Source organism: Streptomyces sp. NPDC088354, assembly GCF_044753585.1.
Lineage (GTDB): Bacteria > Actinomycetota > Actinomycetes > Streptomycetales > Streptomycetaceae > Actinacidiphila.
Genome location: NZ_JBIVNJ010000023.1, coordinates 92,885 through 118,104 on the forward strand (window position 1 = coordinate 92,885; position 25,220 = coordinate 118,104).

The window sequence follows — 25,220 nt, forward strand, 5'->3', positions numbered from 1 at the left end:
GAGCTTCCGGAGTAGGGTTTGGTGGATTCCGCCGAACGGAATCCGGCTTCCGCCACAGCCGTTCGTGGCTCCGCACAGGGACGCGACCGACGCCGGTCACCCCTGCGTGACCGCCGGTAGGCTGCACCACCACAACGTCCGCCTGGGGAGGAACCGTGGCGTCAGACCGCGCCGGGGGCGTCCAGTCCCTCGAACGCGCCTTCGACCTGCTGGAGCGGATGGCCGACGCGGGGGGCGAGGTCGGCCTCAGCGAGCTGTCCACCAGCAGCGGGCTGCCGCTGCCCACCATCCACCGCCTCATGCGGACCCTGGTCGACTGCGGCTACGTACGCCAGCAGCCCAACCGGCGCTACGCGCTCGGCCCCCGGCTGATCCGCCTCGGCGAGACCGCCTCCCGCCTGCTGGGCACGTGGGCCCGCCCCTACCTCGCCGAACTCGTGGACGCGACCGGGGAGACCGCCAACATGGCCCTCCTCGACGGCGACGAGGTCGTCTACGTCGCCCAGGTCCCCTCGCGCCACTCCATGCGGATGTTCACCGAGGTCGGACGCCGGGTCCTGCCCCACTCCACCGGGGTCGGCAAGGCGCTGCTCGCCCAGGTTCCGCCGGAGGAGGTGCGCGCGTTGCTGGCCCGCACCGGCATGCCGGCCGCCACGGAGCGGACCATCACCGAGCCGGACGCCTTCCTCGCCGAGCTCGCGCACATCCGCGCGCAGGGCTACGCCGTGGACGACAACGAGCAGGAGATGGGGGTCCGCTGCCTCGCCGTCACCGTCCCCGGCTCCCCCTCCGCCGCCGCGATCTCGGTCTCCGGGCCGGCCGGCCGCGTCACCGACGCCGCCACCGAGAAGATCGTCCCCGTCCTCCAGGCCGCGGCCCGTGAGCTGTCCGCGGCCCTCGCGGGTGCCGCCGGGACCGGAGCCTGACCCCCTCCCCGCACGGCCCCCGCGGACCCGCGCGGGGAGGGGCTTGACCTGGAGCGCACTCCAAAGCCTAGCGTCGTACGGGACCGCGACAACGACCCGAGGCGGGGAGTGACCGTGCAACTGGGCCTGCATCTCACGAAGTTCGACCACCCGGACGGATCCGCCGGGCTGGGCCCCGCGCTGGCGCAGGCCGGGGCCGCCGCGGAGGCGGCCGGGGTGGGCTGGCTGTCGGTGATGGACCACTACTTCCAGATGGAGCACAACGGCGGCGCCGAGGCGGCGATGCTGGAGTGCTACACGACGCTGGGCTACCTCGCGGCCCGCACGTCCTCCGTACGGCTCGGGGTGCTGGTCACGGGGACGACGTACCGCCATCCCGGGCTGCTGGCCAAGATCGCCACGACGCTCGACGTGCTGTCCGGCGGCCGGGCGACCCTGGGGCTGGGCGCCGCGTGGTACGAGCGCGAGCACCTCGGCCTGGGCGTGCCGTTCCCGCCGCTGGCGGAGCGCTTCGAGCGGCTGGAGGAGACGCTGCGCATCTGCCTGCAGATGTGGGACCAGGAGGACAACGGCCCGTTCGAGGGCAGGCACTACCGGCTCGCGGAGACCCGCTGCACCCCGGCGCCCGTGAGCGCGCCGCATCCCGAGGTCATGGTCGGCGGCGGCGGTGAGCGCAAGACCCTGAGGCTCGTGGCCCGTTACGCGGACGCCTGCAATCTGTTCGGCTCCTCGCAGGCCGAGGTCGCGCACAAGCTGGACGTGCTCCGCAGGCACTGCGACGAGGCGGGCCGGGACTACGACGCGATCCGCAAGACCATGCTGTACCGGGGGACCGCGCTGGGCGACGGGGATCTGGACACCTTCAGCAAGGAGCTGTCCGGGTATGCCGCGCTCGGCGTGCAGACCGCGATCGTGATGCCCCCGGAGGCCGCCTCCGCGGGGTGGATCGAGAGCCGCTGCGCTCCGGCGGTGCGCCGCCTGGCCGAACTCGGCTGACCGGCGTCAGTCGGCGGAGGACGGCGCGCCGAACAGCTCGATCGCACGCCGGACCTCCGTCAGGGCCGCGGACAGCGCGCTGACGGAGCCGAGGGCGCCCGTGAGGACCAGCAGGCCGCGCCGCAGCCGCGGGACGTCAGGGACACCGGCGGTGGCCGCGGACGCCAGCGCCACGAGTTCGTCCTCGGCGATGTGACGGTCCGGTAAGTTCGAGCGGTACCCGGCGAGCACGCGGCGGCAGTGGGAGACCGCCGCGTGCAGCGCGGCCACTCTCGGGTCCCCGGCCCCGTCCCCGTCCAGCGCAGCACTGGCCGCCATGTCCTTGACCACTGATACGTCCCCCATTGTTCGACCCCCGCTGACCTCACCCGTGCGGGACCGGCCCCACCCGGGCCGCATCGGGGAGGACAGTAAACGCGACGGAGCGCTCCGCCCGCTATACGGAGAGCGAAATCGGCCGTAAGTTCCTCTCGCGCAAGGCGGCTTGCCGACATTCAACGCACGACGGGCGGCGTTCGGTTCCAGTCGGCGAGCTGCCATCCCGAGGCACTGTTCCGCCAGCGGGCGAACGAGCCGTTGGCGACGAAGGCCCCCTCCGGCAGGGGCGGCCCGAGCAGATGACGCAGTGCCAGTACGACGGCGTCGTGGGCCACCAGCAACCACGGCCCGCCGGCGGCGCCGTCCCCGCCCTCCCCGACGATGCCGAAACCGTCCAGCACGGACCGCACGCGCCGCACGACGTCCTCCAGCGACTCCCCGCCGCCGGGCGGCCGGTACGCGCACTCGCCCTCGCGTTCACGGCGGGCCGACTCCTGCGGGAAGCGCTCCCGGACCGCCTGCGGCGTGAGCAGTTCGAGGTCGCCGGTGCCGCGGTCGCGCAACCCGGGCTCGTACCACGCCGGGGGCAGCGGGTACCCGGCGGCGGCATGCACGTCCACGAGCACGTCGAGGGTCTGCCGGGCGCGCTCGTAGGGCGAGCAGAGCACCGTGCGGGGAGGGTTCCCGCCGAGCGCGAGCAGCGCACCGGCGAGCCGCGCCGCCTGGCGACGGCCGCGGTCGGTGAGACCGACGTCTGCGTCGCGGACGCCCTCCATGGAGTCACCGCGCGCGAAGGCCGCGTTCGCGGTGCTTTCGCCGTGCCGCACGGCGATGAGCCAGTTCGCCATGGCGGGTCCTTTCCCTCGCCCGCCATCCACGGTATCCAGGGAGCGTGGAACGGGACGGTTCGAGCGGGACGCGCCCGGCCGTCGCCGGGCTCCTGCTGGCCGCCGGGGCCGGCCGACGGCTCGGCGGGCGGCCGAAGGCGCTGCTGGAGTACGGCGGGCGCCCGCTGGTGGAGCATGCCGCGCGGGCGCTGCGCGAGGGCGTGCGCGGGCCGGTGCACATCGTGCTGGGCGCGGCGGCCGGCGAGGTCCGCGCGCGGGCGGCGCTCGACGGCTGCGCGGTGACCGTGAACCCGGACTGGGAGCAGGGCATGGGGTCCTCGCTGCGGGCCGGCCTGGCGTCGCTGGCGGCCACGGGAGCGGCGGCGGCGGTCGTGGCGCTCGTGGACCAGCCCGGCGTGGGCGCCGCGGCCGTGGCGCGGGTGGCGGCGGCGTACGCCTCACCGGAGACGCTGGCCTCCGCCGCGTACGACGGGAGACGGGGGCATCCGATCCTGCTGGGCGCCGGGCACTGGCCCGCGATCGCGGCGAGTGCCGTCGGCGACCAGGGGGCACGCTCGTACCTGAGGCGGCACGAGGCGGCCGTCGTCCTCGTGGAGTGCGCGGACATCGCGCTCCCCGGCGACATCGACACCCCGGACGACCTGTGGCGGCTCGGCAGCGGTCCGCCACGGCCGCCCGCGCCCGGTGCCACAAAACGTTGAAGTTCCGCAATGCAAAAACTATGCTCCACGCAGCAGAAACGCCCGTCCGGCCAGGACGCCCCGCGGCCGCCCGGCACCCTCCGCCGCGCCGCGTCAGCCGCGTCCACCCGCAGTGAGAGCAGCCGCAGCCAGAGGAGATCAGCTTCATGTCCGCAGCAGGAGCAGGGCCTTCCCCGCACGCCGTCGTCGCCGGCACCGCGCCCCACGTCGAACGCGCGGAGGAGGTGCTGACCGACGCGGCGCTGGCCTTCCTCGGCGAACTGCACCGCCGGTTCGCCCCGCGCCGCGCCGAACTCCTCGCCCGCCGCAAGGAGCGCCGCGAGGAGATCGCCCGCACCGGCACCCTGGACTTCCTCCCGGACACCGCGCACATCCGCGACGGCGACTGGCGGGTCGCGGACGCCCCCGCCGCACTGAACGACCGCCGGGTGGAGATCACCGGCCCCACCGACCGCAAGATGACGATCAACGCGCTCAACTCCGGCGCGAAGATCTGGCTCGCCGACTTCGAGGACGCCTCCGCGCCCACCTGGGAGAATGTCGTCGGCGGCCAGATCAACCTGATCGACGCCTACGAGCGCCGCATCGACTTCACCTCCCCCGAGGGCAAGTCGTACGCGCTGAAGGACGAGGCCGAACTCGCCACCGTCGTCACCCGCCCCCGCGGGTGGCACCTCGACGAGCGGCACCTCACCGTCGACGGCGAGCCCGTGCCCGGCGCGCTGGTCGACTTCGGGCTCTACTTCTTCCACAACGCGCACCGGCTGCTCGCCAAGGGCAAGGGACCGTACTTCTACCTCCCCAAGACCGAGTCGCACCTCGAAGCCCGCCTGTGGAACGACGTGTTCGTCTTCGCGCAGGACCACGTCGGTGTGGCGCAGGGCACCGTCCGCGCCACCGTGCTCATCGAGACGATCACCGCGGCCTTCGAGATGGAGGAGATCCTCCACGAACTCCGCGACCACGCCGCCGGTTTGAACGCCGGCCGCTGGGACTACCTGTTCTCCATCGTGAAGAACTTCCGCGACGCGGGCGAGCGCTTCGTGCTGCCCGACCGCAACGCCGTGACGATGACCGCGCCCTTCATGCGCGCGTACACCGAACTGCTGGTGCGCACCTGCCACAAGCGCGGCGCCCACGCCATCGGCGGCATGGCCGCCTTCATCCCCTCCCGGCGGGACGCCGAGGTCAACAAGGTCGCCTTCGAGAAGGTCAAGGCCGACAAGGACCGCGAGGCCGGCGACGGTTTCGACGGCTCCTGGGTCGCCCACCCGGACCTGGTGCCGATCGCCCGCGCCTCCTTCGACGCGGTCCTCGGCGACCGGCCGCACCAGAAGGAGCGGCTGCGCGAGGACGTCCACGTCACGGCCGCCGATCTGCTGGCCGTCGACTCGCTGGAGGCGAAGCCCACGTTCGAAGGGCTGCGGAACGCCGTCCAGGTCGGCACCCGCTACATCGAGGCCTGGCTGCGCGGCCTCGGCGCGGTCGCCATCTTCAACCTCATGGAGGACGCCGCCACCGCCGAGATCTCCCGCTCGCAGATCTGGCAGTGGGTCAACGCGGGCGTGGTCTTCGCCGACAACGGCGAGAAGGCCACCGCCGAACTGGTGCGCGTCGTGGCGGGCCGGGAACTGGCCGCGATCCGCGCCGAGGTGGGCGAGGAGGCCTTCGCCGCGGGCCGCTGGCAGCAGGCCCACGACCTGCTGCTGAGGACGGCGCTCGACGAGACCTACGTCGACTTCCTCACGCTGCCCGCCTACGAGTTGCTCGGCTGACCGGCCCGGCGACCCGGACCCCGGGGCCCCGGCGACGGAAGCCGGGGCCCTGCCGTTCGGCGAGCCGACTGCGTGGGAAGGGTCCGGGCATGCCTTTCGACCACAACGACCACTACCACCGGCTGCTGCTGCGCCGCGTGCCGCCCGGCGCGCTCACCGCGCTGGACGTGGGATGCGGCACCGGCCGCTTCGCGCGCAAGCTTGCGGAACGAGGGCTGCGGGTGGAGGCGGTGGACGCCTCCGAGCAGGCCGTCGCGGCGGCCGGCACCGCGCCGGGTGTGGTCTTCCGGGTGGCCGACGTGACGGCCGTCCGCCTGCCCGAGGGCCGCTACGACGTGATCACCTGCCTGGCGAGCCTGCACCACGTCCCGTTCTCCACCGTCACCACCCTGCGGGCCTCGCTCGCGCCGGACGGGGTGCTCCTCGTCCTCGGCTGCTATCCCGAACGCACCGCCGCCGACTGGGCGGTGAGCCTGCTCGCCGTTCCGGTCAACGCCGTCGCCCGGCTCGCCTGCGCCGTCCGGGACCGGCTGCGCGGCCGCACCCGCCCGGCCGTGAACGCGCCGGTACGGCCGCCCACGATGCCCCTGCCGGAGATCCGCGCCGAGGCGGAGCGCCTCCTGCCGGGCAGCCGGGTGCGCCGGCTGCTGTTCTGGCGCTACCTCCTGGTCTTCCACGAGGACGCCGCGCGCTGACCCGCTCCGGTCAGGCCTGGCCGGTGTCGAAGCGGCTGATCTTCCCGTCGTCGACGGTGAAGTGCCACTTGGTGCGCATCTCGCCCCAGGTGTCGTTGCGGTAGTCGGCGATCAGGGTGCGGCCCGCGGCGTCCTGCGACTGGACGTCCATGTGGCCGTGCGAGTCGAAGATCTCCCGGTCGGCCCACTCGTCGAGGCTGCGGTCGGAGCCGTCGTCCGACATGGTCGCGTTCTCGGTGAGCGCCCGGTGGAAGGCCTCGCGGTCACCGGCGTTGACCGCCGAGACGAAGGCGCGGACGGCCGGCTCGTTGAGGGCGTCGGTGCGGATCATCGTCGGACTCCCTGTTCGGTGCGGTGACCACCAGCCTGGTCGGCCGCCGTGTCCTGCGCCACCCGGCGGACCGCGGTTCACCCAGGGGGCGGCCACCGCTGGCCGGGTGGCGCGGACGCGGGGAGTCTGGGACGACAGCCCGGCGGGCCGGGACGGACGGCAGGAGCGCGCGCGTGGCAAGTGTCGACGAGGACGGCACCGACGACCGCAGGGACGTGGCGCGCTACGTCCGGCTGCTGCCCGTCGTGCTGCTCCTCGGCGGCTTCCTCGTGGACTACCTGACTCCCGCCGAGTTCAGCGGCACGGCCTTCTACTCCGTCGCCCCGATGATCGCCGCGCCGCTGATGTCACTGGGCGGCACGTGCCTGATCGGCCTCGGGGCCGTCGCGGCGGACGCGGGCATCCTCAACCACTTCGGCTACATCGACGGGGCGGGCGGCGTCAGCGAGCTGCTGTCGATCACGGCGGTGGCGGCGGTCGCGGTCTTCATCAACCGGGTACTGCACGTCCGCGAGATGCGGCTGCGCTCCGCCCGGGGCATCGCGGCGGCGGTGCAGCGGGCGGTGCTGCCCGAGCCGCCGCAGCAGGTCGGGCCGTTCCGGATCGCGGCCCGCTACGAGGCCGCCGAGCAGGACGCGGACATCGGCGGCGACCTCTACGCGGTCCAGAACACCCCCTTCGGGCTGCGCTGCGTCATCGGCGACGTCCGCGGCAAGGGCATGGAGGCGGTCGAGGCGGCCACGGTCGTGCTGGGCGCCTTCCGCATGGCGGCCGACGAGGAGCCGACGCTCGCCGGGCTGGCCGCCCGCATGGACCGCGCCCTGTGGCGGGAGTCCGAACGGCGCGAGGGCCTGGACCGGCTGGAGGGCTTCACCACCGCCGTCCTGGTGGAGATCGCTCTCGGCGGCGGGGAGCTCCGCCTGGTCAACCGTGGCCACCCCTCACCGCTCGTGCTCCGCGAGGGCGGGGTCCACTACGCCGAGCCCTCCCAGCACGCCCTGCCCCTCGGCATGGGCCTGGAGACCGCAGTGGCCGCGGTGGACGCCCTGGCCTTCCCACCCGGCGCCTGCCTGCTGATGCACACGGACGGCGTCACCGAGGCGCGCAATGCCGACGGCACCTTCTACGACCCGGTCACCCGGCTCACCGGCGTGCGCTTCGACGGGCCCGCCGAACTGCTGCAGGCCCTGCTGGACGACGTCCACCTGCACACCGGCGGCCCCCGCAACGACGACATGGCCCTGCTGGCCGTCACGCACGACCCGCGGCCCTGAGGACCGCCCCGCACGAGGCCCGTACCCGCAGAGCGGGCAGCAGCTCGACGTGCCGTCGCGGCCCGCGGTCCCCGCGGCGGTCCTCGGCGAGCCGCTCCAGCAGCAGCGCCACGGCGGCCTCGCCGACCGCGCGATTCGGCGGCGCGACCGCTGTGAGCGGGGGGTCGGCCAGGCTCGCCACCTGGTCGCCGTGGACGACGATCGCCAGGTCCTCGGGGACGAGCACGCCGAGCGCCCGCAGCCGGGGGAGGAGCACGACCGCGAACTCGTCGCCGTGCAGCAGCACCGCACGCACGCCGTGCTCCTCGGCCAGCGCCCGCAGGTGTTCGGCCGTCCGCTCGATCCGCTCGGCCTCGGGCAGCCGCGCGGACGCGACGTAGGGCGAGCCGGGCGCCGGCGTCAGCTCCAGCGCCTTGACGGCGGCGGCGTGGCCGGCCCGCAACTGTTCCGCGGACGCGGCCTCCCGCAGCACCAGAGCGACCGAGTGGTGGCCGAGCGAGACCAGGTGGCGCACGGCCGTCGCCGCGCCGTGCGCGGCGTCGGAGCGGACGTGGTCCAGATCGGCCCAGCGGCTGCCCGGCGGGCCGGCCCGCTCCACGAGCACCACGGGCACCCCGGTCCCGGGGATCCAGCCGCCGGAGTCGGGGCCGGGCGCCGGGGCGCAGGTGAGCAGCAGTCCGTCCGCACCGGCGGCGACCAGCCGCCCGGCCTGCTCGGCGTCGCCCTCGGCGTGTCCGCACAGGCCGAGCACCAGCCGCCCGCCGCGGGCTTCCAGGGCGTCGCGGGCACCCTCGACGATCTCGCCGAAGGGGCAGTCGAGTGTGGGGACGACCATGCCGGCGACCACGCCCTCGGCGTCCCGGACCCCGGCGGGAGCGGGAGCGGTGTCCGGAGCGGCGCCGGCCGTCGCGCCCGGCCACACGACCGAGCCGTGCACGCGGCGCAGCCTCCCCTGGGTCGCCAGCGTCTCGACGTCCCGGCGCAGCGTGACGGCGGAGACGCCCAGTTCCCCGGCCAGGTCCGCGACTCGTAGGCTGCCGCGTTCACGGACCAGTGCGAGGACCCGTTCGTGGCGCTGGTCGACATGGAACCGCACGGCCTTCTCCCTGATCAGGACCGTCGGGACGGTGATCCGCACTCCCTTGTCACTGTACGCCGCGCCGCGGCCCCGCCCGCTTGCGGTAGCCGTCCAGCACGTCCTGCCGCAGCAGGAACCCGAGACCGGCAGACTCCAGGCGCAGGCCGAGGGCCGCCTCGTCGATGCCGAGGCCGGCCGCCGTGTCCGCCAGGTGCCAGTCGTGGGCGGCCAGGCGGCCGAGGAGGTGGCCGCGGCGGACCTGGCTCTCCGAGAGCCGGAAGGACTTGAGGTACACCGTCCGCCCCGCGCGGTCCGTGATGGCCTCGCCGATGTGGTTCTCCTGCTTGGGCCGGAACTCCGGCAGGAAGCGGGCGAGGGCGAAGGGCCCCATCCGGTACACCGTCCGCCAGGTCCCGTCCTGTTCCGTCGCGCCCGCGGCCATCGTCGTGTCGTGGAAGTCGGCCCAGGCGCGTTCCTGTTCCCCGGCCGCCGCGCGCAGCCGGGCCAGGGAGTCGACGCCCTCGTCGGCCACGCGGGCCCGGAACTCCGGCACCGGCGGCATCAGGAGCGCGTAGTGGTGGACGAGTTCGCCGTACAGGTCCTGCACGAGGGTGGGATGGAGCACGCGGTAGTCGTCCGGGTGCGGCACGACGAACACCGCCGCCAGGGCGTCGGCGACGTAGAGCAGCACACCGCACTGCCCGGGGTGGATCTCGAAGACCCGCAGCGCGTCCGCGATTCCGGTGACCTGGGCGCCGGTGTACGCCTGCTCCACGCGCGGCGACAGACCGCGGCGCAGCGCCCGCCTCGACCACTCCTCCCAGGCGACCGAGGGGCCGCCGAAGTGCAGCGCCAGGTAGCCCTCCAGGGCGAGGTGCAGCGGGAGGAAGCGCAGCCGGTGCTTCTCCTCGCGGCGGGCCATTCTGCGGTGGAAGCGCAGGCCGGCGGAGGCGGGCGGTGCCGCGTCCGCCGCGGTGGCCAACTGGGTGCCGTAGGCGGCCGCCGGGGTGCCGTCGCCGTTCCAGTCGGCGACGAAGGCGTGCGGGATGTAGGAGAAGTAGTCGGTGCGCGGGCCGACGTTCACCACCGCGGGGCCGTCGCCCAGGATCCGCGGGTGCAGGCGCAGGTCCTCGACGGGTGCGGGGCGCACCAGCGGCACCAGGCGCACGGCGCCCCACACCTGGGAGGGGCGGGTGTCGAGGCCGGTCAGGTCCATCGCGGTCACCGGGCAGGCTCCTTGGGCGGCACGGTCTGCGCGGCCGTCATGCGGGCGGCGCGGGCGTCCAGGTAGGCGACGAGTCCGGCCAGTTCGGTGCGGCCCTCGGCGAACTGGGCGATCTCCACGAGCGCGGGCAGGTCCTCGGCGTCGCGGATCCCGGCCGTGGCGACGGCCGCGGACAGCCGGCGCACGTCGAACGCGTCCGCGTCGTACACGGGGTTGAGGTGGACGACGCTGGTCCGCCCGGCGGGATCGAGGCGGGCACGCCAGACCCGCAGCACCTCGGCGGCCAGGCCCGGGGGCGCGTTGTCCCAGCCGTCGGAGACGATCACCAGTCGGGACGGCGCGGCCTCCAGGGCATCGAGCACGCGCCGGCCGAGCGGTGTCGGACCGTACGGGTGGACCAGCAGCGCGTCGTCCCGGCCGGAGGTCCACAGCCCGGTGTACTCGCCTGCCAGGGCCGCGAGCAGATGGTGGCAGGCCAGGGCGACGGCCAGCGGGCGGCGGCGCTTGGTGCCCGATCCGGAGGCGGAGAAGCTGTCGTCCAGGACGGCGGCCACCTTGCCCCAGCTTCCGCGGTGCCGGCCCGCCACCCGCGCCGCGGCCGCCTCCAGGGCGCCGGTCAGCTCACCGCGCCGGCGCCGGCGCTCGTCGAGCGGCAGCGCCACCACGTAGGAGGCCAGCCGGGTCAGCGGCATGCGGTCCAGCTCACCGGGCACGGGCGCCGTGCCGCGTTCCCTGGCGGCCTCCCGCAGACGCAGCGTCTCCAGGCGCGTCATGCGCGGGGCGATGCGCTCCAGGAACACGTCCCGGGGAACGCCGTGCTTGGCGGCGAATCCCTCGGCGACGGTGTAGGGCAGCTCGTACAGGGCCTCCTGCTCGTAGTGCGCGCGGCGCCAGGCCTCCAGCAGGGGCGTCGCGTAGCGGGTCCGGGTCAGCGGCCGGAAGACGAACGTGCCCAGTTCGCCGCCGGCGGGTATCAGATGGGTGTGCCGCAGGGTCTCCCGCAGCCCGCCGCGGTACTTGACGGCGTCGAACGCGAGGTCCGGGCGCGCGGCCAGCCAGTCGCGGACGATGGCACGGGTGCGCCGGTTGTTCACCCCGGCCCGGCGCAGCGCGCCGAAGAGCCCGTACACCCGCTGCGGCGGCAGCATCGCCAGCCGGGCGGCGATCAGCCGGCCCTCCGCGCGCCGCTGTTCGGGGGTCGCCTCGGCCGCGGTCTCCAGCAGCCGACGGACGATCAGGACCGCGTTGTGGTCGTTGATGTCCAGCGCGAGCACCCCGGCGTACAGGTCGCGGTAGTTGCCCAGCATGTACGCGTGGAGGAAGTCCAGCGACAGCCGCTGCTGCCCGGCGCTGTCGCGGAACTCGCGCTGCCCTGTGGCCGTGATCGCCGCGTTGACGAACAGGAGCACGTCCTCCGCCGCGACGGCCGCCCCCCGCTCACCCATGCCTCGTCCGCTCCCCCGGTTGTGGACGCCGGCCGGGGAATGGGGGCGCGAGCAGCGAATCATTGCTTCAGAGGCAGGTTCCGGAAGTCGCACCGAAGTCCCGCGGCCGGCACCGGGACCGTAACAGAGCGCCTGCCGGCGGCTCCACCGCATTCCCCGCCGCACGCCCCGAGTGGCGGGCACTGCCCTTGGTGGCTCCGCGCCTGCCACCCGTCCTGGCGGCCCACCCGCGGGGCACCCTTCCGGGCCCCCTCGCGGAGCCGGCCACGGGCCGGACCGGGCCGGAAGCCTGGCCGGTGTCCCCGGCCCGCACGGACCGGCACTTCTCCCGTTGTCCCGTTCCGGGCTCCCGCGGGCGGGACCACGGCCTCGGGCGCCGGCCCCGCGAACACCGTCGCACCCGCGCAGGACCCGGCCTGCAGGTCAGCGGTGACCGTGGCCGATCAGCCCGTCAGGCCCGCGATCCGCGCGAGGCGCCGGGCCTCGGCGCGGGTGGCGCGGGCGATGGCGTCCTCGTCGGCGGTGACCAGGCGACCCTCCTCCACCACCGGCCGGCCGTTCACCAGCGACAGGGTGACGGGGGCCGCGGCTCCGAGGACCAGGGCGGTGACCGGGTCGGCGATCGAGGCGTGGGCGAGGGTGTCCATCCGCCACAGGACGAGGTCGGCGAGCTTGCCCGGCTCCAGGGAGCCGATCTGCTCGGCCCGGCCGAGTACCTGGGCCCCTCCGTACGTGCCCAGCCGCAGCGCCTGACGGGCGGTCAGCGCAGCCTCGCGGTGCGGGCCGAGGCGGTTGACGAGCAGCGTGTTGCGCAACTCGGTGTGCAGCTCGCCCGATTCGTTGGAGGCGGTGCCGTCCACGCCGAGGCCGACGGGGACCCCGGCCGCGAGCATGTCGGGGACGCGGGCGATGCCGGCGGCGAGGCGGGCGTTGGAGGAGGGGCAGTGGGCGACGCCGGTCCGCGTGCGGGCGAAGGCGGCGATGTCGGCGTCGTTCATGTGGACGCAGTGCGCCATCCACACGTCCGCGCCGAGCCAGCCGGTGGACTCGAAGTAGTCCGTCGGCCCCATGCCGAACAGTTCCTTGCAGAACTGCTCCTCCTCGACGGTCTCGCTGCCGTGGGTGTGCAGGCGCACGCCCCTGCGCCGGGCCAGCTCGGCGCCCTGGCGCAGCAGTTCGGTGGAGACCGAGAACGGCGAGCAGGGCGCGACGGCGATCTGCGTCATGGCGTCGAAGGAGGCGTCGTGGTGCCGGTCGATCGTCTCCTCGGTCGCGGCGAGCGCGCCGTCCAGCGTCTCGACGGCGAAGTCCGGCGGCAGGCCGCCGTCCGACGCGCCGCGGTCCATGGAGCCGCGGGCGAGGGTGAAGCGCACGCCCATGCCGGCGGCGGCCCGGATGATCGAGCCGGACAGGTCGCCGGTGCCGCGCGGGAAGACGTAGTGGTGGTCCATGGCGGTGGTGACCCCGCCCCGGGCCATCATCGCCAGGGAGCCCTGGGCGGCCGCGTGGGTCATCGGTTCGTCGATGCGCGCCCAGGTGGGGTAGAGGGCGACGAGCCAGTCGAAGAGGTTGTGGTCGGTGGCCAGGCCCCGGGTGATCCACTGGTAGAAGTGGTGGTGGGTGTTGACCAGGCCCGGGGTGAGCAGATGGCCGGTCCCGTCCAGCCTGCGCACAACGTCCGCCAGTCCCGCGGGGGCCGGGCCGGCGCCGACGGACTCGATGCGGTTGCCGGCGACGACGACATGGCCGTCCGCGTACTCCGTGCCGTGCGCGTCGACGGTGGCGACGGCGCAGTTCTCGATGACGATGCGCGCTGCTGCGGCGGTCATGGCGGGCCTCTCAGTCCGTTCGGTCCGGTCGGTCCAGTCAGTCCGTCACCGGGATGCGGGGCTCGGCGCCTTCGCGCAGGACCGTGCCCTCGATGAGTCCGTAGGGACGGTCGGCCGCGAAGTACACCGCGCTGTCGGGGGTGTCGTTGACCAGGCCGAAGGGTTCGAGGTCGACGAGGAAGTGGTGCTTGTTGGGAAGCGAGAGCCGCACCTCGTCGATCTCCGGGCGGTGCTCGACGACCCGTTCCCCCATCGCGTACAGCGTCTGCTGGAGCGAGAGCGAGTAGGTACCGGCGAAGGCCTCCAGGAGGTGGCGGCGGACCTCGGCGTACGACTCCTCCCAGCGGGGGGCCGGGTCCTCCTCGCGGGTCCAGCCGAACCGCCACCGGGCGGCGACCTCGGTGGCGAGGACGCGGTCGCGGGTCTCCGGCAGCGTCGTGTAGGGGTCCTTGACGAAGCCCCAGAACTCGGAGTCGGTGGAGTTCATGACGACGAGGTCCTTCAGGCCGGACACGACGTGCCAGTGCGTGCCGTCGTAGGCGACCTCGGCGGTGCGGGTCTCCCGGCCGCCGCGGACGAAGGAGTGCTCGTCGGTGATGCGGTCCCAGGCGTACTCCTCGATGCGGATCCTGGCCCGCTCGATCGCGTCCTGGCTGGTGACGAAGTGCCGGGCGAGCCGGATGCCGAACTGCTCGGCGGAGTCGATCCCGTACTGCTTGGCGAACGCGAACACCGTGTTCTTGGTGGTGTCGGTGGGCAGGACGTTGGCGTTGCTGCCGGAGTAGTGGACCTCGTCCATGGCGCCGGACAGCGCGACGGAGACGTTGAGGTCCCTGACGTGGTGCGTACGGCCCTCGCGGGTGACGTGGACGACGCGGGTCTCCGCTTTGCCGTACTGGTTCTGGCCGAGACGGGTGGGCGACATGACGGTGCTAGCTCCCTCGGTATACGGAGTAGCCGAACGGGTTGAGCAGCAGCGGTACGTGGTAGTGCTCGCCCGGCTCGACGGCGAGGACGACCGCCACTTCGGGGAAGAAGGCCCCGCTGTCCCCGGCGCGGGCGGCGTCCTGCCGGCCCACGGCCCGGGTGCGGGTGAGGTACGGCCCGGTGGCGAACTGCAGGCGGGCGTGGGTCGCGGTGCCTGGCAGTGCCGGCAGGTCCTTGCAGCGGCCGTCGGCGTCCGTCGCCGAGGCGCCGTGCGGCACCCAGGGGGCATCGCCCCCGGCGCGCACCTCCAGCAGGACGGCGACGTCCGCGGCGGGGCGGCCGATGCTGGTGTCCAGGACGTGGGTGGACACGGACGTCATGCGGGGTCCTCCTCGGCGGGCGCGACGAGCCGGGTGAGCCGGATGCGGTTGATCTTCCCCAGTTCGGTGCGGACGATCCCGCGTTCGGTGGCGGGGTCGTTCCCGATCCGCTCGCCCAGGGCTGCCAGCATCTCGTCGCCGGTCCGGCCGGTGGCGCAGATGAGGAAGACGTGGCCGTGCCGCTCCTGGTACGCGAGGTTCAGCTCCAGCAGCCGCGCGCGCAGGGAGTCCTGGACGCCGCTCTGCTCGCGGGCGGAGGCCGGGTCGCCGGGCTTCGGCCGGCCGATCGGCGGGTGCGCCGCCATCGCCTCGGCCAGGTCGTCGGCCGTGAGTCCCGAGGTCGCCGCGTCGCTCGCGGCGAGCAGGGTCTCGACGCTGCCGTAGGGGCGGCCTGCGGCCACCTCCGCGCCCCAGGAACGGCTCGCGCACACCTCGCGCAGCAGGGCGGCCGCCTCCGCCGCTCCGGCGCTGTTGAACCGGGCCAGGCCCGGGGAGGGACGGGAAGTCACATCAGCACGCTAGGAGCGCCTGCCGCGTGACGTCAACACTTTGTTGAAAGATGCCCCTGTGCGGCGGCCTCGCACCGACCGGACGGGCGACGCGAGCGGCTACTCGCGCTCCTTCGCCGCGTTCTCCCGGTTCAGGTAGTTGTAGACGGTGAAGCGGCTCACCCCGAGGGCCGAGGCGACCGTCTCCACCCCGTGCCGCACCGAGAACGCACCGCGTTCCTCCAGGATGCGCACGACCGTCTGCTTCTCCTTGCGGCCGAGTTCGGCCAGCGCCCTGCCGTGCCGGCGCTCCAGGTCCGCCAGGAGGTGATCGAGGGAGTCGGCCAGGTGCGGCAGGCGGACGGCGACCACCGCCCGACCCTCCCAGCTCAGCACGACGTCGTCGCCGCGCGCCTCGCCGGGCGGCACCATCTCCGCGCCCATCGCGGCGACCAGCGGCGTGATGGCCGCGCTGAACGGGTGCTCGCCGGCCGCGGTCATCGATCCGCCTCCCCGATGACACTGATCTGCAGCGACACCCGCGTGGCCCCGGCGTCCAGGGTGCGCCGCAGCAGGTCGCCGACCGCGTCCACCACCTGGTCGGCGGCGCCTTCCGCCGTGTTGCCGAACGGCCCGACGTCGACCTTCTCCAGCGCGGCCGAGCCGACGACGTCCCGGGCCACGGCGGCGTGCTCCGGAAGCACGTCGAGATCGAAGGGCTCGGTGGTGAATTCCAGTCTCAGGCGCACGCCTTCAACCTAGCTGGTCAGCGGCTTTCGAGGACATCCCCCTTGACAGTCCCCGGCCAGGTGATCCAGTCTTCCGTTAGACAGAATTCAGTTTCCGCAATACGGAATCAATGGGGACCGACACACCGGACGGAAGGGGCGCACGAGATGGGCTTCGACTCCACGCGCTGCGATGTGAACCTCTCGATCCTCTTCACCGAACTCCCGCTCCTGGAACGCCCGGCCGCCGCCGCGGCCGCGGGCTTCGACGCGGTGGAGCTGTGGTGGCCGTGGCCGGACGCCCCCACCCCGCCGAAGGCGCGGCTCGACGAACTGCGCTCCGCCCTGGAGGACGCGGGCACCCGGCTGGTGGGACTGAACTTCTACGCGGGGCAACTGCCGGGACCCGACCGCGGCGCGCTGTCCGTGCCCGGCGAGGAGTCCGCCCGCTTCCGCGCCAACATCGACATCGCCGCGGACTTCGCGCGCTCGGTCGGCTGCACCGCCCTCAACGCCCTGTACGGCAACCGGGTCGACGGCTCGAGCGCCGAGGCGCAGGACGAACTCGCCCTGGAGAACCTGGTCCGGGCCGCGCACGCCGCCCACCGGGTCGGCGCCACCTTGCTCGTCGAGGCCCTCAACGCGGCGGAGTCGCCGCGCTGTCCGCTGGTCAGCGCGCCCGCCGCCGTCGAGGTCGTCGACAAGGTCAACGCGGAGACCGGTCTCGGCAACGCCGCCTTCCTGCTCGACCTCTACCACCTGTCGATGAACGGCGAGGACCTGCCCGCCGTGATCGACGCCTACGCCGACCGCACCGGCCACGTCCAGATCGCCGACAACCCCGGCCGCGGCGCCCCGGGAACGGGCTCGCTGCCGCTGGCCGGCCTCGTCGACCGGCTGCGCACCGCGGGCTACGACGGCTGGATCGGCCTGGAGTACAAGCCGGGACCGGAGGGGAGCGCCGCCTCCTTCGGCTGGCTCACCGGCGCCGCCCAGCACCCCGAGAGGACATCATGACCACCACGCCCCCGGCATCCTCCGGCTCCGCCCGCCCCTCCCTTCCGAAGGTGGCCTGGATCGGCCTCGGCATCATGGGCTCGCCCATGGCGGAGAACCTGATCAAGGCCGGGTACTCCGTCACCGGCTACACCCTGGAGCAGGACAAGCTCGACCGCCTCGCGGCCGCCGGCGGGACCGCCGCGGGCTCGGTCGCCGAGGCGGTCAAGGACGCCGACGTCGTCGTCACGATGGTCCCGGCCTCCCCGCAGGTCGAGGCGGTCGCGTACGGGGACGACGGCATCCTCGCCCACGCGAGGGCGGGCGCCCTGCTGGTCGACATGTCGTCGATCACGCCGCAGACCTCCGTCGACCTGGCCGACGCCGCGGCGGCCAGGGGCATCCGGGTCCTGGACGCCCCGGTCTCCGGCGGCGAGGCGGGGGCGATCGAGGCGGTGCTGTCCATCATGGTGGGCGGCGCCCAGGCCGACTTCGACGAGGCCCGCCCGCTGTTCGAGGCACTCGGCAGGACCATCGTCCTGTGCGGCCCGCACGGCGCGGGCCAGACGGTGAAGGCCGCCAACCAGCTGATCGTCGCCGTCAACATCCAGGCCTGTGCCGAGGCCGTGGTCTTCCTGGAGAAGTCGGGCGTCGACCTCGGCGCCGCGCTGGAGGTACTGGGCGGCGGTCTGGCCGGCTCCACGGTGCTGGACCGCAAGAAGCGCAACTTCCTGGACCGCGAGTTCGCCCCCGGCTTCCGCGTCGACCTCCACCACAAGGACATGGGCATCGTCACCGACGCCGCGCGCTCCGTCGGCGCCGCGCTGCCGGTCGGCTCCGTCGTCGCGGGCCTGGTGGCCTCGCTGCGCGCCCAGGGCGACGGCGGCCTGGACCACTCCGCCCTGCTGCGCGGCGTGGAGCGCCTGTCCGGCCTGCCGGCCTCCGGCTGACCCCGTCTTCCGGGCGGTGGCGTCCGCACGTCCTGTCGCGCCCGGCGGACGCCGCCGCCCGGAACTCCTCCCGACTGCCCGGGAGAACCACGCACCGTCCGCGCCGCCATGAACTTCCGAGGGGTTGGTCCTGGCGGCGCGGACCCCTGCCCGCGCGCCAACCGGCGCGCGCGGGACGGCAGGAGAGCTGCGGGAGCGGCGTACCGTGGGGGAACATGAAGGGTACGTCCGCCGCCCGGTAAGCACCCGCCCTGGAGTCTCGAACCATGGCAGAGAGCGTGCCCGTGCGCTGCCCGGCCTGCCGCCGGGAGCACACGTACACCGCCCCCGTCTTCCCCTGTGCCTGCGGCACGCCCCTGGCACTGCCGCTGCTGCGCGGCGGCATCCCGCTGCTGATCCGCCACCGGTCCTGGTCCGACTCGTGGGTGGGCATGCGCTGCCCCGACTGCCACCGCGAGGACCAGTGGCCGCAACCCGAACTGGGCTGCGAGTGCGGGGCGGTGATCCGGCTGCCGGTGGACACGCGGGCGCTGCGGATGCCGCCGTCCCGGCCCGCCGCCGTCGAGCACCCCGCAGGGACGGCGCCCACGACGCCGGGGCAGCGGGCCCCCTTCCGGCCGGTGACGATCCGCACCGCGCGGGACGCACTCACCGCGGCCGCGCAGTATCTGAAGTGGCTCGGCTTCGGCGGTGTACGGATCGCCTCGGAGCGTGCGGCGAACGGGATCGACCTGCGCGGCGACGGTCTCGTCGCCCAGGTGGACCCGACCACCCGGCCGAGCGTGCTGCGGGATGTGGAGACCCTCTGGCTGAACTGCCTCAACGAGGACGCCTCCGGCGCCTTCTTCTCGCTGGCCGGCTACGCGCACGACGCCCGGCTGCGGGCCGACCAGCTCGGGGTGCCGCTCTTCGTCATGGACCTCACCGGCACCCCGCAGCCGGTGAACGACGCCGCGGACGCCCTCATCCGCACCGGTCCGCGCGCCCGGCCCTGAGGGCCGCCGCCCGAGGGCCCGGGCGCGTCGGCCCTGCCCCCGGCCTCACCCTGCGTGCTCACTCGGGTCGCGCGAGCGGCGCTCCCGGGGGAACATCGAGAGGTTCCCCTCTCCCGACTCCAGGAGACCCCAGGACTACGTCAGGACGCAGCGATGTCTACCGCCCTCTTGAAGCGCAAACTCGACATATCCTTCCGCCGTCTGGACACGGACGGCAACGGGTATGCCGAGCGCGCCGACTTGCAGGACGTCGGCGCGCGGCTGATTCACGGTTTCGGCCAGTCCCCCACCTCGCCGAAGGGCAGGTCGGTCGTGGTGCGCCTCGACGCCGTCTGGGCGGAGCTCGCGGCCTATGCCGACGGCGACCGCGACGGGCGGCTGTCCTCCGAGGAGTACCGCCACGGCATGACCCGGGCCTTCATCGAGGGCCCGGCCTTCGACCCCGTCTTCCATCCCGCCGCCGAGGCGGTCGTCCAGCTCTGCGACACCGACGGTGACGGGCGGGTCCAGCGCGGGGAGTTCGAGATCCTGCAGCGTGCGTTCAACACCCCGGCCTCCGCGGTCGTCGCGGCCTTCGACCGTCTCGACACCGACGGCGACGGCCTGGTGAGCACGTCCGACCTCGTGACGGCGATCCGCGCCTACTACATCGGCACCGATCCCGCGGCCCCCGGCAACTGGCTCTTCGGACCGCTGTAGGCGGAGCGGCCGCACGCTCCGGGTGAGGCCGGCCGCCGCACCCGCCGGAATCGGGCCGGGATGCGGCGGCCGGACACCACGCCGGCGGTCAGGTGCCGGCGAGCGGGAGGATCTCGGTGGGAGCGTGGCCCGGCTCGGTGGCCAGTTCCTCGAACTCCACCACGTTGCCGATGTCGTTGGTGACGCTCATCGCGATGTTGGTGACGCGCTCCAGGATCGCCTCGACCACCACCGGCACCCGGTGCTCGGCGGCGAGCTTCTTCGCCAGTTCGAAGGCGGCGCCCAGTTCCGCCGGGTCGGTGACCCGCAGCGCCTTGCAGCCCAGGCCCTCCGCGACCTTGACGTGGTCGACGCCGTAGCCGCCCAGTTCGGGCGAGTTGACGTTCTCGAACTCCAGGTTGACCTCGAAGTCGATGTCGAAGGCGCGCTGTGCCTGGCGGATCAGGCCCAGGTAGGCGTTGTTCACCAGGACGTGCACGTACGGGATGCGGTGCTGCGCGCCGACCGCCAGTTCCTCGATCATGAACTGGAAGTCGTAGTCGCCGGACAGGGCCACCACGGACGCCTCCGGGTCCGCCTTCGCCACCCCCAGGGCCGCCGGGACCGTCCAGCCCAGCGGCCCGGCCTGACCGCAGTTGATCCAGTGCCGCGGCCGGTAGACGTGCAGCATCTGGGCCCCGGCGATCTGGGAGAGCCCGATGGTGGAGACGTACCGGGTCTCGGGTCCGAACGCCTTGTTCATCTCCTCGTACACCCGCTGCGGCTTCATCGGGATGTCGTCGAAGTGCGTGCGGCGGTGCAGCGTGGCCTTGCGCTCGCGCGCGGACGCCGCCCAGGCGGCGCGGTCCGGCAGCCGCCCGGCCTCCTTCAGCTCCCGGGCGACGTCGACGAAGAGTTCCAGGGCGGCCGCGGCGTCGGAGGTGATGCCGTAGTCCGGCGCGAAGATCCTGCCGATCTGGGTGGGCTCGATGTCGACGTGCACGAAGGTGCGGCCCGCGGTGTAGACGTCGATGCGGCCGGTGTGCCGGTTGGCCCAGCGGTTGCCGATGCCGAGCACGAAGTCGGATTCCAGGAACGTCGCGTTGCCGTAGCGGTGCGAGGTCTGCAGGCCCACCATCCCGGCGTTCAGCGGATGGTCGTCCGCGATGGCTCCCCAGCCCATCAGGGTCGGCACGACCGGGGTGCCGGTCAGCTCGGCGAACTCCACGAGCAGGGAGGAGGCGTCGGCGTTGATGACGCCGCCGCCGGCGACGATCAGCGGGCGCTGCGCGGCGTTCAGCATCGCCAGCGCCTTCTCGATCTGCCGCCGGCCGGCCGCGGGCTTCCAGACCGGCAGCGGCTCGTACGTCTCGGGGTCGAACTCGATCTCGGTGAGCTGGACGTCCACCGGCAGGTCGACCAGGACCGGGCCGGGGCGGCCGGAGCGCATCAGGTGGAACGCCTTCTGGAAGACGCCGGGGACCTGCGCGGCCTCCAGCACGGTGGTCGCGGCCTTGGTGACGGGCCCGGCGATGGAGGCGATGTCGACGGCCTGGAAGTCCTCCTTGTGGATCACCGCGGTGGGTGCCTGGCCGGTGATGCACAGGATCGGTATCGAGTCGCCGATGGCCGAGTAGAGACCGGTGATCATGTCGGTGCCCGCCGGGCCGGAGGTGCCGATGCAGACGCCGATGTTCCCCGGCGCGGTACGGGTGTAGCCCTCCGCCATGTGGGAGGCGCCCTCGACATGGCGGGCGAGGGTGTGGGCGATGCCGCCGGAGGCCCTGAGGGCCGCGTAGAAGGGGTTGATCGCGGCACCGGGCACACCGAACGCGGTGTCGACGCCTTCCCGCTTGAGGATCTCCACAGCCGCTCGGGCGGCGGTCATTCGAGGCATTCGCTCACTCCTGCGTCGTCCTGCGGTCCAGGTGTCGCGCCCTAGCCCACCCTCTATATTTCCGCGATACGGAAAGATACTTTTGCCATGTGGAACTACATCGAACATAGGGCGTGCCGAGCGCACCGGTCAAGAAGATGGGGCGGTGCCGGTGCCGAAATCCGTGGTGGAACACCTGTACGAACCAGTAGGGTGCGGAGGCTCCATCCGCACATCAGCACCGCGCTTCAGCACCACAGATCCCGGGGGGGACCTCCGTGACCACACCGACTCCGCCCGCGCCCGCGCCTCAGCCCGCGACGCAGACCCAGGCGCGGGAACAGCCGCAGGGACAACCCCAGTCCGATGCGCAGCGGCCGCCGTCGCTCTACCCGTTCCCGTGGCCGTACCTGCCGCAGAAGTCGATGAGCGTCGACGTCCCGGGTTACGGCCCCTCGTGCAGCTACTGCGGCTCGGTGCCCGCGACGGCCGCCACCGTGCGCGGCCATCAGGGCATGATCGTCATCATGAAGTGGCTGAAGGTCCGGGGCATGTTCTGCCGGTCCTGCGGCCTCGCCACGGTCCGCAAGATGACCGGCGACAGCATGGTGCAGGGCTGGTGGGGCGCGGCGTCGATGCTGATCAACCCCATCGTCATGCTGCTCAACATCAGGCAGTGGGTGAAGATCAAGCGGCTCGGCGAGCCCGTGCCCGGCGCCCCGCGCAGACCCGCCGACCCCGGCAGGCCCCTGTTCCTTCGTCCGGTCGCCCTCGGCCTGCTGCTCCCGTTCGCGATCGTCGGGGCGCTCTGGTTCTTCCTTCACGACGACGCCGAGTACGCCGCCGTCGGCGACTGCGTGCACGCCGGCGGCGACCCGCTCTTCCCCGATGTCTCGGTCGTGGACTGCGCCTCCCCCAAGGCCCAGTACAAGGTGGTCGACCGCCTGGAGGGCACCACCGACACCAGCCTGTGCGGCGCGCACCCCGGCAGTGTGGCCGCCTTCTCCCAGGAGCACGGGTCCACCCGGTTCGTCCTGTGCCTGGGCCCCAACCGCGGCGACGCACCGGACAGCGGCGCCGCCGGGAGCGACAGCGTCTGACGCGCGCATGGGGTCACGGGCACGAAGGGCGGGGCGGGCGGCGACGGCCGCGCTGGCGGCGGCCGTGGTGTGGGGAACGGCCGGCGACGCGGCGATCGCGGAGAAGCCGATGAGCAGGGCGGCCGTCACGGCCGACATCGCCGCCGTGACGCAGGAGGCGGGTGCCGTGTCCGAGACGCACACCGTGGCCGGCGTGCTCGTCGCCGGCACCGGCGGGCACGGGCGCCCACTGCGCGAGGAGTGCCTGGTGACGAAGGACATCGGCCCCGTGGAGGCGCGCGGTACGGCCTCCCGCATCACCGCGAGCCTGCGCCGGCACGGCTGGCGGCGGCTCGACCGTGCGCCGAGGCAGTCGCCCGGCTCCGTCCGGTACGCCCGGCGCGGCTGGACCCTGTCCGCCACCCACTCCGCGTGGCCCTTCGCGAACCCCGGAACCCGTGAGGACTGGACGTTCATCGCCCTCAGGGACAGGTGCTGATCCGGTGATCCGGCCCGCAGGCGAGCGCGACCGCGGTGCCATAATCGCCCGATGAGCGCGATCGTCTGGCTGAACGGGGCCTTCGGGGCGGGCAAGACCACGACCTCCGCGGAACTAACCCGCCTGCTGCCCGGGGCCCATGTCCTCGACACCGAGTACGTCGGCTTCATGCTGCGCCATGTGCTGGCGGAGCCCGCGCCGGTGCGGGACTTCCAGGAGTGGCCGCCGTGGCGCGCCCTGGCCGTGGAGTCGATCGCGCAGGTGCAGCGCTTCCTCGGCGGTCCGCTGATCGTTCCGCAGACCGTGGTCGTGCGGGCGTACTGGACGGAGATCCGCGACGGCCTGGCCCGACAGGGCCTGACCGTGCGGCACTTCGTCCTGCACACCGACAGCGCGACCCTGACGCGACGCATCGAGGACGACACCGTCGAGACCGGCGGACGGCAGTGGCGGCTGGACCACCTCGCGGCGTACGAGGCGGCCCTGCCGTGGCTGCGTGCCGAGGGCACCGTGGTGGACACCACGGGCGTGCCGCCGCGCGAGGTGGCCCTGCGGATCGCGGCGGCCACCGAAGCCGTCACCGCGGGCTGAACGACTCCCGCAGCTCGATCTTGCGCACCTTGCCGCTGACCGTCATCGGGAAGGCCTCCATGAGCCGCAGATGGCGGGGCACCTTGTAGTGCGCCAGCCGGCCGCGGCAGTAGTCGGCGAGATCCTGGACGGTGAGCGCCTCGGCCGGGTCCTTGAGGATCACGCAGGCGAGGATCTCCTCGCCGTAGTGCTCGTCGGGGACGCCGACCACCTGCACATCGGCGATCTTGGGGTGCCCGTACAGGAACTCCTCGATCTCTCGCGGATAGACGTTCTCCCCGCCGCGGATGATCATGTCCTTGATGCGGCCGACGATCTGCAGGTAGCCGTCCTCGCGCATCACCGCGAGGTCGCCGGTGTGCATCCAGCGGCCGGCGTCGATCGCCTCGGCGGTCTTCTCCGGCTCGTCCCAGTAACCGAGCATCACCGAGTAGCCGCGGGTGCACAGTTCGCCCGCCACGCCGCGCGGGACGGTCACGCCGTCCGGGTCGACGACCTTGACCTCGATGTGCGGCAGGACCCGGCCGACGGTGCCCGTACGGCGTTCGAGGTCGTCGTCGCGGCGGGTCTGGCAGGAGACCGGCGACGTCTCGGTCATCCCGTAGCAGATGGAGACCTCGGCCATGTGCATCTCGGCGACGACCCGCTTCATGACCTCCACCGGGCAGGGCGAGCCCGCCATGATGCCGGTGCGCAGCGAGGACAGGTCGTACGTCGCGAAGTCGGGCAGGTTGAGCTCCGCGATGAACATCGTCGGCACCCCGTAGAGCGAGGTGCAGCGCTCCCGCTCCACCGCCCGCAGTGTGGCCGCCGGGTCGAAGGTGGGTGCCGGAATGACGATGCAGCCGCCGTGCGAGGTGACGCCGAGGTTGCCCATCACCATGCCGAAGCAGTGGTAGAAGGGCACCGGCAGGCAGACCCGGTCCTGCTCGGTGTACGCGATCGACTCCCCCACGAAGAAGCCGTTGTTGAGGATGTTGTGGTGCGAGAGCGTCGCGCCCTTGGGGAAGCCGGTGGTGCCGGAGGTGTACTGGATGTTGACCGGGTCGTCGCAGGACAACTCGGCGGCGCGTTCCTCCAGTTGCTCGTACGGCACATGGGCGCCGGCTGCCACGAGCGCGTCCCAGCCGGGGTCGCCGATGTACACGACCTCGCTCAGCGACCGGCACTGCGGGCGGACCTGGTCGACCATGGCCCGGTAGTCGCTGTCGCGGTACGCGGTGGAGGAGACCAGGACCTCGATGCCGGCCTGGCGCAGGACGTAGGCCAGTTCGTGCACCCGGTAGGCCGGGTTGATGTTGACCATGATCGCGCCGATGCGGGCGGTGGCGTACTGCACGAACACCCACTCCGGGCAGTTGACCGCCCAGATCCCGACCCGGTCTCCCTTGGCGACGCCCTTGGCGAGCAGACCGCGCGCCACGTCGTCCACGGCGGCGGAGAACTGCGCGTACGTCCAGCGGCGGCCGCCGGCCACGTCGACCAGGGCCTCGCGGTCCGGCCAGGCGGCCACGGCGCGGGCGAGGTTGCGGCCGATGGTGTCGCCGAGCAGCGGGGTGGTGCCGGTGCCGCTCGCGTAGGAGAGCTCCATG

General features: G+C 73.3%; 27 protein-coding genes. 13 read left to right on the forward strand and 14 right to left on the reverse strand.

Annotated elements, in window-relative coordinates:
* Positions 1 to 155: 155 nt before the first annotated feature.
* Positions 156 to 926, forward strand: coding sequence for an IclR family transcriptional regulator (locus tag ACIP98_RS28035; RefSeq protein ID WP_401978550.1), 771 nt, complete (start codon positions 156 to 158; stop codon positions 924 to 926).
* Between the two features lie 114 nt (positions 927 to 1,040).
* Entirely contained in the window at positions 1,041 to 1,922 is an 882-nt protein-coding gene (locus tag ACIP98_RS28040; protein ID WP_319658890.1) for an LLM class F420-dependent oxidoreductase, read from the forward strand.
* Between the two features lie 6 nt (positions 1,923 to 1,928).
* Here the strand turns inward: ACIP98_RS28040 and ACIP98_RS28045 are convergent, their stop codons facing one another.
* Positions 1,929 to 2,267 (reverse strand): DUF5955 family protein, encoded by a 339-nt coding sequence (locus ACIP98_RS28045; RefSeq protein WP_401978552.1) that lies wholly within the window; start codon positions 2,265 to 2,267, stop codon positions 1,929 to 1,931.
* 149 nt (positions 2,268 to 2,416) lie between these two features.
* The gene (locus ACIP98_RS28050; RefSeq protein ID WP_401978553.1) at positions 2,417 to 3,088 is read right to left on the reverse strand and encodes a histidine phosphatase family protein; all 672 of its coding nucleotides are present in this window, start codon (positions 3,086 to 3,088) and stop codon (positions 2,417 to 2,419) included.
* A gap of 44 nt (positions 3,089 to 3,132) precedes the next feature.
* Between ACIP98_RS28050 and ACIP98_RS28055 the strand changes: the two genes are divergently transcribed.
* The 3 genes from ACIP98_RS28055 to ACIP98_RS28065 all read left to right on the forward strand — a co-directional run bounded on the left by ACIP98_RS28055 (position 3,133) and on the right by ACIP98_RS28065 (position 6,259).
* Positions 3,133 to 3,789, forward strand: coding sequence for an NTP transferase domain-containing protein (locus ACIP98_RS28055; RefSeq protein ID WP_401978555.1), 657 nt, complete (start codon positions 3,133 to 3,135; stop codon positions 3,787 to 3,789).
* Between the two features lie 146 nt (positions 3,790 to 3,935).
* A complete protein-coding gene (gene aceB, locus ACIP98_RS28060; RefSeq protein ID WP_319658894.1) occupies positions 3,936 to 5,564 on the forward strand; it encodes a malate synthase A in 1,629 nt (542 codons plus the stop codon).
* A gap of 89 nt (positions 5,565 to 5,653) precedes the next feature.
* On the forward strand, positions 5,654 to 6,259 hold the full coding sequence (locus ACIP98_RS28065; RefSeq protein WP_319658895.1) for a class I SAM-dependent methyltransferase: 606 nt from the start codon (positions 5,654 to 5,656) through the stop codon (positions 6,257 to 6,259).
* A 10-nt stretch (positions 6,260 to 6,269) separates the two neighbouring features.
* Here ACIP98_RS28065 and ACIP98_RS28070 read toward each other — a convergent pair whose 3' ends face one another.
* Entirely contained in the window at positions 6,270 to 6,590 is a 321-nt protein-coding gene (locus ACIP98_RS28070) for a nuclear transport factor 2 family protein (protein ID WP_319658896.1), read from the reverse strand.
* Between the two features lie 173 nt (positions 6,591 to 6,763).
* Here ACIP98_RS28070 and ACIP98_RS28075 point away from each other — a divergent pair, with 173 nt between their 5' ends.
* The gene (locus ACIP98_RS28075) at positions 6,764 to 7,864 is read left to right on the forward strand and encodes a PP2C family protein-serine/threonine phosphatase (RefSeq protein ID WP_401978556.1); all 1,101 of its coding nucleotides are present in this window, start codon (positions 6,764 to 6,766) and stop codon (positions 7,862 to 7,864) included.
* Here ACIP98_RS28075 and ACIP98_RS28080 read toward each other — a convergent pair.
* The 9 genes from ACIP98_RS28080 to ACIP98_RS28120 form a co-directional block, all read right to left on the reverse strand.
* A complete protein-coding gene (locus ACIP98_RS28080) occupies positions 7,842 to 8,960 on the reverse strand; it encodes a substrate-binding domain-containing protein (RefSeq protein ID WP_401978572.1) in 1,119 nt (372 codons plus the stop codon). The two genes, ACIP98_RS28075 and ACIP98_RS28080, sit on opposite strands and share 23 nt — an antisense overlap.
* A gap of 49 nt (positions 8,961 to 9,009) precedes the next feature.
* Positions 9,010 to 10,167, reverse strand: a complete 1,158-nt coding sequence (locus ACIP98_RS28085; RefSeq protein ID WP_401978557.1) for an ARPP-2 domain-containing protein — start codon at positions 10,165 to 10,167, stop codon at positions 9,010 to 9,012.
* Positions 10,164 to 11,612 carry a hypothetical protein gene (locus tag ACIP98_RS28090; protein ID WP_401978559.1) on the reverse strand — a complete coding sequence of 483 codons (1,449 nt, stop codon included), beginning with the start codon at positions 11,610 to 11,612 and terminating at the stop codon, positions 10,164 to 10,166. The genes ACIP98_RS28085 and ACIP98_RS28090 overlap by 4 nt, the downstream gene beginning before the upstream one ends.
* 443 nt (positions 11,613 to 12,055) lie before the next feature.
* Positions 12,056 to 13,441 carry an 8-oxoguanine deaminase gene (locus ACIP98_RS28095; RefSeq protein WP_401978560.1) on the reverse strand — a complete coding sequence of 462 codons (1,386 nt, stop codon included), beginning with the start codon at positions 13,439 to 13,441 and terminating at the stop codon, positions 12,056 to 12,058.
* 37 nt (positions 13,442 to 13,478) lie between these two features.
* Positions 13,479 to 14,366 (reverse strand): factor-independent urate hydroxylase, encoded by an 888-nt coding sequence (gene pucL, locus ACIP98_RS28100; RefSeq protein ID WP_401978561.1) that lies wholly within the window; start codon positions 14,364 to 14,366, stop codon positions 13,479 to 13,481.
* Between the two features lie 7 nt (positions 14,367 to 14,373).
* Positions 14,374 to 14,748, reverse strand: a complete 375-nt coding sequence (gene uraH / locus ACIP98_RS28105; protein WP_319658902.1) for a hydroxyisourate hydrolase — start codon at positions 14,746 to 14,748, stop codon at positions 14,374 to 14,376.
* Positions 14,745 to 15,257, reverse strand: coding sequence for a 2-oxo-4-hydroxy-4-carboxy-5-ureidoimidazoline decarboxylase (gene uraD, locus ACIP98_RS28110; protein ID WP_401978562.1), 513 nt, complete (start codon positions 15,255 to 15,257; stop codon positions 14,745 to 14,747). The genes uraH and uraD overlap by 4 nt, the downstream gene beginning before the upstream one ends.
* A 99-nt stretch (positions 15,258 to 15,356) precedes the next feature.
* A complete protein-coding gene (locus tag ACIP98_RS28115) occupies positions 15,357 to 15,737 on the reverse strand; it encodes a helix-turn-helix domain-containing protein (RefSeq protein WP_319658904.1) in 381 nt (126 codons plus the stop codon).
* Positions 15,734 to 15,985: a hypothetical protein gene (locus ACIP98_RS28120; RefSeq protein WP_319658905.1), complete on the reverse strand. Its 252-nt coding sequence runs from the start codon at positions 15,983 to 15,985 to the stop codon at positions 15,734 to 15,736. Before ACIP98_RS28120 ends, ACIP98_RS28115 begins: the two co-directional genes overlap by 4 nt.
* A gap of 147 nt (positions 15,986 to 16,132) precedes the next feature.
* On the opposite strand from ACIP98_RS28120, the gene ACIP98_RS28125 reads away from it, so the two are divergent.
* From ACIP98_RS28125 to ACIP98_RS28140, 4 genes are all read left to right on the forward strand, one after another.
* Complete coding sequence (locus ACIP98_RS28125) at positions 16,133 to 16,981, forward strand: TIM barrel protein (RefSeq protein WP_319658906.1); 849 nt, start codon at positions 16,133 to 16,135, stop codon at positions 16,979 to 16,981.
* Positions 16,978 to 17,910 carry a 2-hydroxy-3-oxopropionate reductase gene (locus ACIP98_RS28130; RefSeq protein WP_319658907.1) on the forward strand — a complete coding sequence of 311 codons (933 nt, stop codon included), beginning with the start codon at positions 16,978 to 16,980 and terminating at the stop codon, positions 17,908 to 17,910. The genes ACIP98_RS28125 and ACIP98_RS28130 overlap by 4 nt, the downstream gene beginning before the upstream one ends.
* A 266-nt stretch (positions 17,911 to 18,176) precedes the next feature.
* On the forward strand, positions 18,177 to 18,905 hold the full coding sequence (locus ACIP98_RS28135) for a hypothetical protein (RefSeq protein WP_401978565.1): 729 nt from the start codon (positions 18,177 to 18,179) through the stop codon (positions 18,903 to 18,905).
* Between the two features lie 153 nt (positions 18,906 to 19,058).
* Entirely contained in the window at positions 19,059 to 19,604 is a 546-nt protein-coding gene (locus ACIP98_RS28140; protein ID WP_319658909.1) for an EF-hand domain-containing protein, read from the forward strand.
* Between the two features lie 88 nt (positions 19,605 to 19,692).
* Here the strand turns inward: ACIP98_RS28140 and gcl are convergent, their stop codons facing one another.
* Entirely contained in the window at positions 19,693 to 21,480 is a 1,788-nt protein-coding gene (gene gcl, locus ACIP98_RS28145; RefSeq protein ID WP_319658910.1) for a glyoxylate carboligase, read from the reverse strand.
* Between the two features lie 257 nt (positions 21,481 to 21,737).
* Between gcl and ACIP98_RS28150 the strand changes: the two genes are divergently transcribed.
* From ACIP98_RS28150 to ACIP98_RS28160, 3 genes are read left to right on the forward strand one after another with little or no spacing between them, the layout of a single operon-like run.
* A complete protein-coding gene (locus ACIP98_RS28150; protein ID WP_401978566.1) occupies positions 21,738 to 22,559 on the forward strand; it encodes a hypothetical protein in 822 nt (273 codons plus the stop codon).
* 7 nt (positions 22,560 to 22,566) lie between these two features.
* Positions 22,567 to 23,037 (forward strand): hypothetical protein, encoded by a 471-nt coding sequence (locus ACIP98_RS28155; protein WP_401978567.1) that lies wholly within the window; start codon positions 22,567 to 22,569, stop codon positions 23,035 to 23,037.
* Between the two features lie 51 nt (positions 23,038 to 23,088).
* Complete coding sequence (locus ACIP98_RS28160; RefSeq protein ID WP_401978568.1) at positions 23,089 to 23,628, forward strand: AAA family ATPase; 540 nt, start codon at positions 23,089 to 23,091, stop codon at positions 23,626 to 23,628.
* Here the strand turns inward: ACIP98_RS28160 and ACIP98_RS28165 are convergent.
* Positions 23,615 to 25,219 (reverse strand): AMP-binding protein, encoded by a 1,605-nt coding sequence (locus tag ACIP98_RS28165; protein WP_319659237.1) that lies wholly within the window; start codon positions 25,217 to 25,219, stop codon positions 23,615 to 23,617. The two genes, ACIP98_RS28160 and ACIP98_RS28165, sit on opposite strands and share 14 nt — an antisense overlap.
* Position 25,220 lies beyond the last annotated feature (1 nt).